Genomic DNA, 14,143 nt, shown 5'->3' on the forward strand with positions numbered 1-14,143 from the left:
CCCCAAGGGGGACAGGCGCCTTGCGCCCGGCATAGCCGGATCGCGGCCCCTGCTTGGAAAGAGAATCCCCCCTGCCGACGCTCACTTCGTGTAGCGTCACCTCCCCCTGTGGGGGGACGGGCGCCTTGCGCCCGGCATAGCCGGATCGCGGCCCCTGCTTGCGAATTCGCACACCTGCGGCGCCAAGCCGTACGGGTTTGCTCAGCCGTACAGAGCCTGCTCAAGTTCCTTGAACTTCTCGGGGCCTACAGCGTCCTTGATCTTGGGTGCCAGTTCCTTGAGCTTGTCGATATCGCCTGCGGCTTCCACCGCCAGGTTCAACCTGAAACCCCGAAGGCCCAAGGCGGCCGTCAACCGTGTGGCGATGGGATAGGCCCTTGAATAATGCTCTTGTGCATTCAGGGTGGGACTGCCGTCGGCGTTGTGCGCCGACACCTCAGGGGCTGGCTCGGCAGGCGGCTGCACTGCCAGCGGCGCCAGCAGGCCCAGCGAAATCAGGTGGTTGATGTCTTCTGCGGTTACGCCGAATCCTGAGGTGGCCTTGACCACATCGGCCATGCTGCGTTTGCCGTCAAACATGATAAAGGCAGAGCGCTGCCGGGGGGTCAATGCGACGGTTCGGTTCTGTACGGCGGTCTGGCCGGCTTCCGTCTTGGTGTAAATCATCGGCTGGTCTCCAGTAAATGCGCGAGGGCGCCACCATGCGGTGCTTGATATTCAGAGACGCTGTAATGGCTTGTTTTGTCTCTGTTAATTCAATTTACCTCATTTTTACCTGCGCCGCACCTATTTCGGGCATGTCGCGGCACTGTCCTGCCTGCGAATGCGCCACGCGCTGCCAGCCTGATCCCTTCACTCAACCGCCCGCATCAACCCCAAAAGCAGCCGCAACAACAGGTACATCCAGCCGCGAAGCACCATGTTTTTCACCACTCAGATCAATATCGCCGCCCTTGTTCAACAGAAATAATGCCAGCCCGGCAATCACGATAAAACCCACAACAATTTTCCACATCTTTCTTTCTCCCAAAAAAAAGCCCCCGGCAAATGGATGACGAGGGCCCGTAAAAAACACAAGGCTTTTCAGCCTGAAAAGGCCGGTGCGGGCTCCTGGCCCGCACCGGCGCAAATACCCATCAGTCGTTGGCGTAAATATCCACGTCCTTGGTTTCCTTGATGAACAAGGTGCCAACCACCAGCGTCATGGCGGCGACGATGATCGGGTACCAGAGGCCGTTGTACATATTGCCGGTCTGCGCCACGATGGCAAAAGCCGTGGTGGGAAGCAAGCCACCGAACCAGCCGTTACCGATGTGGTACGGCAGGCTCATGGAGGTGTAGCGGATGCGCGTCGGGAACAGCTCCACCAGCATGGCGGCGATCGGGCCGTACACCATGGTGACCAGCAGCACCAGATAGAACAGGATGACCGTGACCATGACCTTGTCGACCTTGGCTGGATCAGCCTTGCTCGGGTAGCCGGCAGCCTTCAGGTCGTCCGCGACCGCTTTCTTGAACTCGGCGTCCTTCTTCTTGGCGTCGTCGGCGCTCAGGCCCTTGGCGTTGTAGCTGGGGATGGCGGTTTCGCCGATCTTGATGGTGGCCACGGTGCCGGCGGGTGCTGCGACGTTGTCATAGCTCACCGAAGCGCCTGCCAGCACCTGCTTGGCGATGTCGCAAGAGCTGGTGAACTTGACGGTGCCGGTCGGGTTGAACTGGAACGAGCACTCTTTCGGATCGGCGGTCACAACCACCTTGTTCTTGGCTTGTGCCGCGGCCAGGTCAGGGTTGGCGGCTTTGGTCAGCGCAGTGAACACGGGGAAGTAGGTGACCACAGCCAGCAGGCAGCCGGCCATGATGATGGGCTTGCGGCCGATCTTGTCGGACAGCGTTCCGAAGATCACGAAGAAAGGCGTACCCAGGATCAGCGAATAAGCCACCAGGATGTTGGCCGTGGGGCCGTCGACCTTGAGCGCCTGCGTCAGGAAGAACAGCGCGTAGAACTGGCCGGAGTACCACACCACAGCCTGGCCGGCGGTCAGGCCGATCAGCGCCAGGATCACGATCTTCAGGTTTTTCCACTGGCCGAAAGACTCGGACAAGGGTGCCTTGGAGGTCTTGCCCTCAGCCTTCATTTTCTGGAAGGCAGGAGATTCGTTCATCGACAACCGGATGTAGACCGACACGGCCAGCAGCAGGATGGAGACGATGAACGGAATGCGCCAGCCCCAGTCGGCGAATGCGACTTCGCCCATGGCGGTACGCACACCCAGGATGACCAGCAGACTCAGGAACAGGCCCAGCGTGGCTGTGGTCTGGATCCAGGAGGTATAGGCACCGCGCTTGCCCTGTGGCGAGTGCTCGGCCACATAGACAGCTGCACCGCCGTATTCACCGCCGAGCGCCAGGCCTTGCAGCATGCGCAGGGCAATCAGGATCACCGGAGCGGCGACACCGATGGATGCGTAGTTGGGCAAGAGGCCGACGATGAAGGTCGACAAGCCCATGATCACGATGGTGACCAGGAAGGTGTACTTGCGGCCGATCATGTCGCCCAGGCGGCCGAACACCAGCGCGCCGAAGGGGCGCACGATGAAGCCGGCTGCAAAAGCGAGCAGCGCAAAGATGAAGGCAGAGCCTGCATCCAGTCCGCTGAAGAACTGCTTGGCAATGATGGCTGCCAATGAACCGTAGAGATAGAAGTCGTACCACTCAAATACGGTGCCGAGCGAGGAGGCGAAAATCACCTTCTTCTGCTCGGCTGTCATCGGCCTGTTGTCGACGGCTGTTGCCATGATGTTGTCTCCAAAATAATGAGACTTCCGGTATGGAAGCTACCTTCATTATTTTGGTTGTGCCTGACCTAGCTCTGACGTGAAACTAACAGGAGCTTTCACGAAACTTATGCTTGGCTGACAAGTCAAGGGGAAACCCTTGAAGAACTTTTCAGCATGCGAAGCACCTCAGGGAAAACGCTTAAAACCTTCTTAGGCCCCGCGTTTGATGCCCGTCGCAACCTTACACACGGCATTCCAGCCATCACCATCAAACCAGGGGCTGCCGAGCAGGTACTCGCGCAGCATCGGCAACGCATCCAGGCCCCAGAAAATTTTGCCGTCCACCTCAAACGCCGGCACGCCAAAAACGCCCTTGGCAATCGCCGCTTCCGTATTGCTTTTAAGCTGCGCCTTCACGCCATCGTCCTGCACATCGCGTACCGGCGCAAGCTGCTTGAGCAGCGCTTCGTAACGGGCCGCATCGCCGGCTTCACCGCCTTCGCCCCAGACATGACGAAAGATGGTTTCGCACGCATAGCGGTTGGGCGTGCCACCATGCCCCTCGGGGCCGCAGGCCACAGCCAGGCGCAGCAAGGGCAATGGGTTGAAGGGGTGGCTGACCGGCATCTTCATCGCGATACCCAGGCTGTGCGCCAGCCACAACACCTGCCGGTAGGTCCAGTCGCGTTTGGGGGCGATCTCCGCAGGGCCCAGCTGGCCATAGTGCTTGAGCATGCCCGCGAACAGCACCGGCGTGTACGCCACGCTGTAGCTCACACCCTTCAGCGCTTCTGGAAGGCGCTCAAAAGCCAAAAAGGCATAGGGCGAAATGACGTCGAAGTAGCATGTGATGTGCTTGATCGCGGGTGCATCACCGGCTGCCGGCTTCATCGTTGTGTTCTCGCCGGTCATGGCTGCATCGCAGCCATGCGCTGCCCTATGGATGTCCAGATATGGCGCTTTGCGGTGTCGTCGGCCCCACTCCACTGCGCAATTTCATCGCGCGTGCGAAAGCAGCCTTCGCACAGGCCCGAAGTCGAATTCATGCGGCACACGGAAATGCAGGGCGACGGAACGTCCGGCTCATCGTCGAGTGTGGCCGCGCGCAGGGACACCAGTTCGATCGCGTGCTTCCTCGCCAGTTTGTCTTCGTCCACATTCACCGCAAAGTCCGCCACCGGTGCGCCCGTCAGCAGCTCAAGCTCCTGCGGCGACAGCTGGAACACCGCATGCGGATGGCCCGCGGCCGCCCACACGGTTTCAAAGCGGAACAGCGAGCGGTCAATCAGCGTCACGGAGGGCGTGGCATGCGCCAGCGGCGACACACCGCCTATGGAGAACCCCGTGCGCGCCTTCACAAACTCCGCATCGGCCCGTGCCAGGCGCTTGCCATCGATACACACCATGGCCTCGACCTTTTTTTCATCGACCCGCTGGTCGCCGGACGTCACCACCAGCACGGCGGCATCGTCGGACTTGCGGCGAAAAATAATGCTCTTGGCAATCTGGCCCACCTGCACACCCAATGCATCGGCCGCCTGCTGCGCGGTGCGCGCGGCATCGTCGAGCATGACGGGTGCATGCAGGTGGCCGCTGTCCAGCAGCACTGCGGCAACCCGCTGCACGCCTTCCGGTAACGATTTCAATTCAGCGCCACACATGTCAATTCATTCGTTTGTTAAGAAGCGCGGTTGCCGCGCGGGAGTTCGGCTTGCGCCCCAGAAAATCGCTGATGAATTTTCCCGCATCAATGAGCTTGTCCAGGTCAATGCCCGTCTCAATGCCCATGCCATGCAGCATGTATACGACATCTTCGGTCGCCACATTGCCCGTCGCGCCCTTGGCAAACGGGCAGCCGCCCAGGCCGGCCGATGAGGTGTCGTATTGCCATACGCCCATCTGCAATGCCATCAGCGTATTGCCCAGTGCCTGGCCGTAGGTATCGTGAAAATGCCCGGAGACATCGTTGATGTCGAAATGTTTGAGCGTCGCCTCCATGGCACGCTGCACCTTGAGCGGCGTGCCCACGCCAATCGTGTCGGCCACACCCACATGCTGCACGCCTATGCCCTTCATCAGGCCGGCGAGCATGTCCACACGTTCAGGCGCAATGTCGCCTTCATAGGGGCAGCCCACGGTGCAGGACATCGCGCCTCGCACATAGATTCCTTTTTCACGCGCGGCCTCGACCACGGGGCGAAAGCGCTCAATGCTTTCGGTGATCGAGCAGTTGATGTTCTTCTGGCTGAAAGCCTCGCTGGCCGCGCCGAACACCACGATCTCGTCGGGCCACAGTTCGCGCGGCGTCGCAATCGCGGCTTCAAAGCCTTTCATGTTGGGCGTCAGCACCGAATAGCGCACACCGGGCTTGCGTTTGATGCCCGCCATCACCTCGGCGTTATCGGCCATCTGCGGCACCCACTTGGGCGACACATAACTGGTCACCTCAATCTCGGTCAGGCCCGCATCCTGCAGGCGGTGCACCAGCTCGATCTTTACGGCGGCAGGCACCTGGGCTTTTTCATTTTGCAAGCCGTCGCGCGGGCCGACATCGACAATTTTGACTTTGGAGGGCAAGGACATGGTTTTTCCGTATTCGATTTCAAGTATCAGGCGGCCGCAGGTGCCGCACCGCGCGGGCGCAACCACAAAAGCAGCCAACCGGCCAGCACACCCAGCGCACTGAACACCAAAAGAACCCCACCGATAAAGCCCTGCACCAGCACCGACCCCACGATCTGGGCCTGCACCGGATCTGCCACCGGATAACGCACCTTCACGGCCTCACCCACTTTATGGACGGCGCCGCCCTGGCGCACCAGCGGATCAGCCACACGCAGGGTACGGCCATCGTGCGCGGAAAATTCGACAATGCTTTTCTGGCCCGTGCTGAGCTTCAGGCGGGAAGCTTCATGTCCCACCACCCGCCCGGCTACCGTGCGGGTGTCGCTGCCAAGGCCCAGGCTTGAGGCCAGCAGCCAGGCCGCTGCCAGGGCTGTCAGCCCGCTAGGCACCAGCAACAACCAGCCCAAAACACTGAGCAGGCGGTGAGATGTGGACGATGGCATCAATGAAACTCCGGGGCCTGCGCTTCAACGGTCACTTCAATAGCCACGCAGTGGATCAACAATACCAGCAACCCGCTCCCCGCGTTCGACGGCACGCACCTTGCCCGCAATCTGGGTGATGCTTTCCTCGCGCAACGTGCGGGCCGAGGTGTGCGGGGTTACCGTGACCTTCGGGTGTTTCCAGAAAGGGTGGTCTGCCGGTAACGGCTCGGTGTGAAACACATCCAGCGTGGCGCCCGCCAGGTGGCCGTTGTCGATCAGCGTGATCAGGTCGCCATCGACCAGGTGGCTGCCGCGCGCCACGTTGATGACATAGCCGCCCGGCCGCAACCGCGACAGCGTGTCCAGGTTCATGATGCCCCGCGTTTCAGACGTCAGCGGAAGCAGGCACACCAGGATGCGGCTGGCCGCCAGGAAATCCTGAAAACCCTGCCCGCCCGCATCGCCCGAAAAACACTGCACGCCCTCAATCGTCTTGGGCGACCGGCTCCAGCCATTGACCGGGAAGTCAAACTGCGCCAGCGCGCGGCCGACGCGCTCGCCCAGCACGCCCAGGCCCATCACGCCAATGGGGTAGTCGGTGCGCAGGCGCGGCTTGCGGTACGACCACTTGCCTTCGGCAATATCGGCCTCATAACCATCGAGCTCGCGAAAGTGGCGAATCACCGCATGGCACACAAACTCGGCCATCTGCACGGACATGCCGGCATCGTCCAGCCGCACCACCGGTACGCCGGCTGGCAGCCGCAGCTTCATCAGCGCATCGACACCGGCGCCAATGTTGAAGATGCCTTTGAGCTTTGGCTGCTCGTCAAAGAACTGCTGGGGCGGCGCCCAGACCACCGCGTAGTCGGCCGGCGCCGCGCCGGCGGACCACAACTCCACCTGCGCATCGGGAAACTCGGCCTTCAGGCCGTCTACCCAAGGCTGGGGTTTGATATCGGAACAGCAAAAACTGATGCGCATGAAGAAAATCCCGTTTGAATCAAAGCAAAGTAAAAATCAAACGGCTATTTTCAACAATTCCGAACCCTCGCTCACCTGGTCGCCCGGCGCATACAGCAGTTCCTGCACCACGCCATCGGCCGGGGCGGCAATGGTGTGCTCCATCTTCATGGCTTCCATCACTGCCAGCGGCTGGCCCTTGCTCACCTTGTCACCGGCCTTGACGGCAAACGACACCACCTTGCCCGGCATGGGCGCCGTGAGGCGGCCGCCTTCGGCCTGCGCTTCACCCGCATGGGCCAGCAGGTCGATGGAAAGGATTTGCGTGGCGCCTTTGGCGGTGAACACATGGTCCAGCTCGCCCTGGGCATACACGGCAGCCGTCATGCGCTGGCCGGCAAACTGCACGTCAATGCCCTGGGCGGTTTCGGCAAACACCAGCGGGCCCGATGCCTCGCCCATCGTGAGGCGCAGCGCACCGTCGTGCAGATAGGCAAGCGTTGCCTTGGCGGGTTCGCCGTGAAATTCAAACTCAAAGCGGCGCTCCATCACACCATGCGAGCGCCAGCCATCGCGGCGGCTGAAAGGGTCTGCGCCTTCCAGGGCCCGCTCATCCAGCAGGGCTTTGGCCACCGCCGCCGCACCCGCCATGGCCAGGCCCACCGGCTCCTGCCTGAAGAGCACAGCTTCTTCGCGCTGGATCAGCGCGGTGTCGAGGTTGGCTTTGGCAAACGACGGGCTGCGCACCACATAGCGCAAGAACTGCACATTGGTGCTCAGGCCGACGATGCGGGTCTGCGCCAGCGCGTCGTCCAGCCGGGCCAGCGCTTCTTCGCGCGTGGCGCCATGCACGATGAGCTTGGCCACCATGGAGTCGTAATACGGCGAAATCGCGTCGCCTTCGCGCACGCCGTCATCCACCCGGACCTGTCCTCTTTCAAACGCCGTATGCACCGGCTTCTTGTAGACATGCAGTGTGCCGGTAGCAGGCAGAAAGTTGTTGTCGGGCGTTTCGGCGCAGATGCGCGCTTCGATGGCATGGCCGTGGATTCGCAGTTGCTCTTGCGCCAGCGGCAGTTTTTCGCCTGAGGCCACGCGCAGTTGCCACTCCACCAGGTCAAGGCCGGTGATGGCTTCGGTCACCGGGTGCTCCACCTGCAGTCGTGTGTTCATTTCCATAAAGAAAAAATTCATGGAGCCATCTGCGCGCTGCTCAACAATGAATTCCACCGTACCCGCGCCCACGTAATTCACAGCACGCGCAGCGGCCACAGCGGCCTCACCCATCTGCTTGCGCATGGCTTCCGTCATGCCGGGCGCTGGCGCCTCTTCCAGCACCTTCTGGTGGCGGCGCTGCACCGAGCAGTCGCGCTCAAACAGGTAAACGTAATTGCCATGCGTGTCGCCGAACACCTGGATTTCGATGTGGCGCGGGCGCTGGGCATATTTTTCCACCAGCACCGCGTCATCACCAAAGCTGTTGATGGCCTCGCGTTTGCACGATGCCAAAGCGGCGTCGAAGTCTTCCGTCTTGTCGACAGCGCGCATGCCCTTGCCGCCGCCGCCTGCGCTGGCCTTGATCAGCACCGGGTAGCCAATGCGGTCAGCCTCGCGTTTGAGCAGCGCCGGGTCCTGATCGCTGCCGTGGTAGCCGGGCACCAGCGGTACGCCGGCTTTTTCCATCAGCTGTTTGGACTCGGCCTTCAGGCCCATGGCCTTGATGGCCGACGCCGGTGGGCCGATAAAGACCAGCCCTGCGTCGGCACAGGCCTGGGCAAATTCCTCGTTCTCGCTCAGAAAACCATACCCCGGGTGGATTGCCTCGGCGCCCGTGGCTTTGGCCGCTTCAATGATGCGTTCCCAGCGCAGATAGCTGTCTTTGGGTGCGCTACCGCCGATGTGCACAGCCTCGTCGCAAAAGCCAACATGCTTCGCACCCGCATCGGCATCGGAATACACCGCGACAGATTGAATGGCCATGCGGCGCGCAGTTGCTGCAACGCGGCAAGCGATCTCGCCTCTGTTGGCAATAAGAATTTTTTTAAACATGGTCGTTCTTTGAGAAAGGAGACTTCAAGGTAAATGCGGAAGTGGTGCCGGGGTCGGGCCGCCCGCTGAAGATGCGGGCCACGCGGATAAACAGCTGACGCAGGAACCGCCAGCAAACGCGGATCAGCCAGATGCTGAGCGCCAGCACCAAAGCCAGCACCACCACAAACACCAGCGGGTGGGCAATCGCCAGCCACAGGCCGGCCGGCACCAGCGAGTCTTCGACCAGCGAGGCGCCAATATTGCTGAAAGGCTCGGGCGAGGTGTTGATGGCTGCGCGCGTGGTGGCCTTGGCGGCAAAGCTGGTAGCGGCCAATGTGCCGCCCAGCAGCGCCGCTACCAACGCGCCGAGGCCGTTGTCAGCGCCAAACACGGCGGCGGCCAGCGCCGCACCCGCAGGGATGCGGATCACGCCGTGCACCACATCCCACAGCGAATCAAGACCCGGAATTTTGTCGGCAAAAAATTCAATGAACACCATGAAGCCACTGATGCCCAGCACCACCGGGTTGGACAGCAGGTGCAGGCCCTGCGGAAGCTCTACCCAGCCCATAAAGCCGGCCAGACCGGTCAGCAGCACGACAAGGTACAGGCGCACACCACTGGCCCAGCCCAATGCACCGGCGAGAGCAATCAGTTGTGCGGTGTCCAGCGTGTTCATGGCGTCATTCGGGTTTTGAAGGCAGCCACGAGGGCTTGCGTTTTTGCAGGAAGGATTGAACCCCCTCACGCCCTTCCGGGCTCACGCGCACATCGGCAATGCTTTCCACCGTCATCTGCACCAGGTCCGGCGTGATGGGCTGGCCGCCCACGTCCTGCACCAGTTGTTTGCACAGCTTCACGGCCTCCGGGCCGGCGTTGACAAGGGCCTTCACCATCTCGGCCACCTTGGCGTCCAGTACGTCGGCCGCCACCACTTCATGAACAAAACCAATGCGCAAGGCCTCCGCCGCATCAAAACGCTCGGCCGTGAGGAAGTAACGGTGCGCGGCCCGCGCGCCCATGGCGCGAATCACATACGGGCTGATGGTGGCGGGTATCAGGCCCAGCTTCACCTCACTGAGGCAATACCCTGCCGTGTCCACCGACACAGCCATGTCGCAAGCCGCCACCAGGCCCATGCCACCGGCATACACGTCGCCCTGTATGCGGGCAACCACCGGCTTGGGGCATTCATAAACAGCCTGCAGCATGGTCGCCAGGCGGCCCGCGTCTTCCAGGTTTTGCGCATGGGTGTAGTCGGCCATGCTGCGCATCCAGTTCAGGTCGGCACCTGCGCAAAAGGCCGGGCCGTTGGCCGCCAGCACAACGCAGCGCACCTCGTCGTGCATGCCCAGCTCGACAAAAGCCTGGGTCATCTCGGCAATGACCTCCTGGTTGAAAGCATTGCGCACGTCGGGGCGGTTCAGTGTGACGGTCGCCACCAGCGCCTCGATCTGGATGTTCAGATGATTCATCTCATTTGTCCTTTCCGGCTGGCTTGCTAAAGCCCACGGTATCAAGAAACTCGGCAACCCGCGGCTGCCACACCTCGGGAAAGCGGGAAAACAGGCTGTGCCCGTCTTCGCCATGCGGAGGGTATTGCGTCATCTCGGCCTTGCCACCCGCAGCCACATAGGCGTCGAACCACTCCCTTGGCAGCTTCGGGCCAGAGTACATGTCGTTTTCGGTATAGACCCAGAGCATGGGGATGCGCGCCGTTGCCCCGTAGTCGCGAAACAGGCGTTCCAGCATTTGCGGCTGGCAGGGTTGTTGCGGGTGGGTTTTGGGGTTGCCTCCCCCGCCTCCGGCGAAATTAATGCTGGCCTGCACACCCGGCGGGTTGAGCGCAGCGACGGTAGCCGCCGTAGTTCCGCCGTACGATTGCCCCATCACAACAGCCCGGTTCTTCGCAGCGTCCGGACGTTGCCGCACGGCCTCAAGCACCGCCAGAGTCTGCGCAGCCGCAGCCGCATAGCCCGGTGGATAGTTCTTGCGATTACAGGCACCGCTGTATTCCACGTCCTCGCCACCGCTCACGCCGTAGCCGATACGTGTCGGTACGGCGACGATAAAGCCGCGCTGGACAAAAAACTTCGACGCGTTGCTGAACCGTGCCCGCCCGACTTTCACCCGGTCTTCCGGCTCGACAGCACGCCCGTGGTTGAGCACCAGCACCGGGGCCGGCCAGGGATTCACGCCGTCAGAGAAGACGGTCACCTTGATGGTGTGCTCGATCGTCTTGCCGTACGCGTCGACCACCTTCACCGGCAAGTCGAACTGGTCTTCACGCAAGCGAGCCTGCGCGGTGCCGGTGGTGACAAGCATTGCGGCACATAACAGGAAGGGCCAAAGTCGATACTGTTTCACGTCAATACCTTTTTGGCCATTTCTTTCCCACACGATTTCCGTATGCTCAGAATGACGTAGGTGTTCATGGTCTTTATTCGCTCCGCAGGCTTACATGCGGAACACGCCAAACTTCGTATCCGGGATGGGCTGATTGAGCGTGGCCGACAGCCCCAGCGCCAGTACACGCCGCGTATCCGCCGGGTCAATCACGCCGTCGTCCCAGCCGCGCGCGGTGGAGTAATACGGGTGCGACTGCTGGCCAAACTGGTCCAGCACCGGCTGCTTGAAGGTGGCCTCTTCTTCGGCGCTCCAGCTGCCGCCCTTGGCTTCAATCGCGTCGCGCTTCACGGTGGCCAGCACGCCGGCGGCCTGCTCGCCGCCCATGACGCAGATGCGCGCGTTCGGCCACATCCACAAGAAGCGCGGCGAATACGCCCGGCCGCACATGCCGTAGTTGCCGGCGCCGTAGCTGCCGCCAATGATCACGGTGAATTTGGGCACCTGGGCCGTGGCCACGGCCGTCACCATCTTGGCGCCGTGGCGGGCAATGCCTTCGGCTTCGTATTTGCGGCCGATCATGAAGCCGGTGATGTTCTGCAGAAACACCAGCGGCACCTTGCGCTGGCAGCACAGCTCGATAAAGTGCGCGCCCTTCTGGGCTGATTCGCTGAACAGAATGCCGTTGTTGGCGATGATGCCGACCGGCATGCCCTCAATGTGCGCAAAGCCGCAGACCAGCGTGGGGCCAAAGCGCGCCTTGAACTCATGGAACTCGCTGCCGTCCACGATGCGGGCAATCACCTCGCGCACGTCATACGGCTTTTTCGGGTCCACCGGAATCACGCCATGCAGCTCTTGCGGGCTGTGCAGCGGCGGCACCGGTGTGCGCAGGGCCTGGTCGAAGCGCTTGGTCTTGTTGAGGCTGGCCACCGCCTGGCGGGCCAGGGCCAGCGCATGCGCGTCGTTTTGCGCCAGGTGGTCTGCCACGCCTGAAAGGCGCGTGTGCACATCTCCACCGCCCAGATCTTCCGCTGAAACGATTTCGCCAATGGCCGCCTTCACCAGCGGCGGGCCGCCCAGAAAGATGGTGCCCTGGTTCTTGACGATGATGGTTTCGTCGCTCATGGCCGGCACGTACGCGCCGCCGGCCGTGCAGCTGCCCATGACCACGGCAATCTGCGCAATGCCCTGCGCGCTCATGTTGGCCTGGTTATAAAAGATGCGGCCAAAGTGGTCGCGATCAGGAAACACGTCGTCTTGATTCGGCAGGTTGGCGCCGCCCGAATCGACCAGGTAGATGCAGGTGAGGTTGTTCTGCATCGCCACTTCCTGCGCGCGCAAATGCTTTTTCACCGTCATCGGGTAGTAGGTGCCGCCTTTGACCGTGGCGTCGTTGCACACGATCATGCAGTCGACCCCATTGACGCGGCCGATGCCGGTGATGACACCCGCGCAGGGTGCGCTGTCGGTGCCGTCACGGTCGGGGTACATGTCTTTGGCGGCCAGGGGGCCGAGCTCGAGGAAAGGCGTGCCCGGGTCCAGCAGCATCTGCACGCGGTCACGCGGCAGCAGCTTGCCGCGCGACACATGCCGCGCCCGCGTGGCCTCACCGCCGCCCAAGGCGGCCTTGGCGACTTGCGCGTTCAGGTCGTCTACCTGCGCCTGCATGGCGGCGGCATTGGCCTGAAAGTCGGCAGAACGGGCGTTGAGTTTTGTCTCCAGAGCGGGCATGGCAATTCCTGAAATACGGGTGAAAGGCGCTGAAACGGGGCTGGCCTGCGCCAGACCTTCGGGCGCGTGGGCCCTACCTTAGCGCCAGATTAGCGCTAAAGAGCCAGCTTAGCGAAAACCCGCCCCATCCACACAGCCAACGAGGTTGCAAATCCTGCCACGTGCGCGGAAAATTACCGCCATGCCCACGAAAGCCGCCACAAGGCCCACCAATCCGCCCAAAGCCGCCACGCCCATGGCCTTTGCCAGAAGCATTGCGGTCGCCTACAAGCGCCGCGGCCAAAGCCCGGCCGACGCCCTGAAACTGGCACAGATCACGCCAACCCATCTCAAGCAAGCCAGTGCCCACATCACCGCCCGCCAGATGGAGCTGCTTTCAGGCGCCGCCATGCAGGAACTGAACGACGAAGGCCTGGGTGCCTTCAGCCGCAAACTGCCCTGGGGCAGCTACGGCATGCTGGCCCGCGCATCCATCAGCTCACCCAACTTGGGCGTGGCCCTGAAACGCTGGTGCCGCCACCACGCACTGATTGCCGACGACATCACCCTGCGCGTCACCACCTCCGGCGACACCGCCGCCATCACGGTCGAAGAAAAAGACCCCGGCCAGGTCGGTGAGTTTGCTTTGGTTCACGTGCTGCGCAATATCCATGGCCTGGCCTGCTGGTATGTGGATTCGCGCATTCCGCTGCAAGGCGCGAGATTTCCGTTTGCCGCGCCACCGCATGTGGAGGCCTATGGGCTGATGTTCCCCGGGCCATCACTGCAATTCAATGCGGCGCAGGCCGAGATCCGGTTTGATGCGCGCTACCTGGCCTTGCCACTGCGGCGTGATGAAAAGGCTTTGCAGCAAATGCTGCAGCGCGCCCTGCCGCTGACGGTGCTGCAGTACCGGCGCGACAGGCTGCTGGTGGAGCAGGTGCGGCAGGCGCTGGCGAATCCCGCGGTGGCTTCGCACAATGCGGAGACTTTGGCGGCGGCGCTGAATATGTCGGCGCGCTCACTGCACCGGCAGCTTCAGGAAGAAGGCGCTTCGCTGCAGCAACTCAAGGACGAGGTGCGGTTTGAGAAGGCGAAGGAGTTATTGTTGCGGACCTCAAAGCCGATCAAGCAGGTGGCTGAGGCTTCGGGGTTTCGGAATGAGAAGAGTTTTATTAGGGCGTTTCGGGAGTGGGCGGGCGCCTCGCCCACCGAATTCCGGAAAGCCGAGCAATGAAACTAACGGCTTGTTACTCGCTGCCG

At 62.0% G+C, this 14,143-nt stretch carries 14 protein-coding genes; 1 reads left to right on the forward strand and 13 read right to left on the reverse strand.

The features are described from left to right. Positions 1 to 201 precede the first annotated feature (201 nt). From AC1DU8_RS18595 to AC1DU8_RS18655, 13 genes are all read right to left on the reverse strand, one after another. Positions 202 to 666 carry a hypothetical protein gene (locus AC1DU8_RS18595; RefSeq protein ID WP_477666795.1) on the reverse strand — a complete coding sequence of 155 codons (465 nt, stop codon included), beginning with the start codon at positions 664 to 666 and terminating at the stop codon, positions 202 to 204. Between the two features lie 190 nt (positions 667 to 856). Continuing rightward, positions 857 to 1,015: a hypothetical protein gene (locus AC1DU8_RS18600; RefSeq protein ID WP_457282874.1), complete on the reverse strand. Its 159-nt coding sequence runs from the start codon at positions 1,013 to 1,015 to the stop codon at positions 857 to 859. Positions 1,016 to 1,136: 121 nt separating this feature from the next. Next, a complete protein-coding gene (locus AC1DU8_RS18605) occupies positions 1,137 to 2,795 on the reverse strand; it encodes an MFS transporter (RefSeq protein ID WP_457282873.1) in 1,659 nt (552 codons plus the stop codon). Positions 2,796 to 2,987: 192 nt separating this feature from the next. Continuing rightward, the gene (locus tag AC1DU8_RS18610) at positions 2,988 to 3,638 is read right to left on the reverse strand and encodes a 2-hydroxychromene-2-carboxylate isomerase (protein WP_477666968.1); all 651 of its coding nucleotides are present in this window, start codon (positions 3,636 to 3,638) and stop codon (positions 2,988 to 2,990) included. A 47-nt stretch (positions 3,639 to 3,685) separates the two neighbouring features. Then, positions 3,686 to 4,423, reverse strand: a complete 738-nt coding sequence (locus AC1DU8_RS18615; RefSeq protein ID WP_477666796.1) for a YbaK/EbsC family protein — start codon at positions 4,421 to 4,423, stop codon at positions 3,686 to 3,688. Between the two features lie 16 nt (positions 4,424 to 4,439). Beyond that, the gene (locus AC1DU8_RS18620; protein ID WP_477666797.1) at positions 4,440 to 5,360 is read right to left on the reverse strand and encodes a hydroxymethylglutaryl-CoA lyase; all 921 of its coding nucleotides are present in this window, start codon (positions 5,358 to 5,360) and stop codon (positions 4,440 to 4,442) included. A 26-nt stretch (positions 5,361 to 5,386) separates the two neighbouring features. After that, a complete protein-coding gene (locus tag AC1DU8_RS18625) occupies positions 5,387 to 5,845 on the reverse strand; it encodes a DUF3592 domain-containing protein (protein WP_477666798.1) in 459 nt (152 codons plus the stop codon). A gap of 36 nt (positions 5,846 to 5,881) precedes the next feature. Further along, on the reverse strand, positions 5,882 to 6,811 hold the full coding sequence (locus AC1DU8_RS18630; protein WP_477666799.1) for a 2-hydroxyacid dehydrogenase: 930 nt from the start codon (positions 6,809 to 6,811) through the stop codon (positions 5,882 to 5,884). A 36-nt stretch (positions 6,812 to 6,847) separates the two neighbouring features. Then, the gene (locus tag AC1DU8_RS18635) at positions 6,848 to 8,839 is read right to left on the reverse strand and encodes an acetyl/propionyl/methylcrotonyl-CoA carboxylase subunit alpha (protein ID WP_477666800.1); all 1,992 of its coding nucleotides are present in this window, start codon (positions 8,837 to 8,839) and stop codon (positions 6,848 to 6,850) included. Further along, entirely contained in the window at positions 8,832 to 9,500 is a 669-nt protein-coding gene (locus AC1DU8_RS18640) for a DUF4126 domain-containing protein (RefSeq protein WP_477666801.1), read from the reverse strand. The genes AC1DU8_RS18635 and AC1DU8_RS18640 overlap by 8 nt, the downstream gene beginning before the upstream one ends. A gap of 4 nt (positions 9,501 to 9,504) precedes the next feature. Beyond that, positions 9,505 to 10,296 (reverse strand): enoyl-CoA hydratase/isomerase family protein, encoded by a 792-nt coding sequence (locus tag AC1DU8_RS18645; protein WP_477666802.1) that lies wholly within the window; start codon positions 10,294 to 10,296, stop codon positions 9,505 to 9,507. A gap of 1 nt (position 10,297) precedes the next feature. Further along, positions 10,298 to 11,146, reverse strand: a complete 849-nt coding sequence (locus AC1DU8_RS18650; RefSeq protein WP_477666803.1) for an alpha/beta hydrolase family protein — start codon at positions 11,144 to 11,146, stop codon at positions 10,298 to 10,300. 132 nt (positions 11,147 to 11,278) lie between these two features. Further along, the gene (locus AC1DU8_RS18655; RefSeq protein WP_477666804.1) at positions 11,279 to 12,901 is read right to left on the reverse strand and encodes a carboxyl transferase domain-containing protein; all 1,623 of its coding nucleotides are present in this window, start codon (positions 12,899 to 12,901) and stop codon (positions 11,279 to 11,281) included. A 181-nt stretch (positions 12,902 to 13,082) separates the two neighbouring features. Between AC1DU8_RS18655 and AC1DU8_RS18660 the strand changes: the two genes are divergently transcribed. After that, complete coding sequence (locus tag AC1DU8_RS18660; protein WP_477727128.1) at positions 13,083 to 14,117, forward strand: AraC family transcriptional regulator; 1,035 nt, start codon at positions 13,083 to 13,085, stop codon at positions 14,115 to 14,117. Positions 14,118 to 14,143: the final 26 nt, after the last annotated feature.

This window comes from Polaromonas sp. P3_A5, assembly GCF_056403055.1.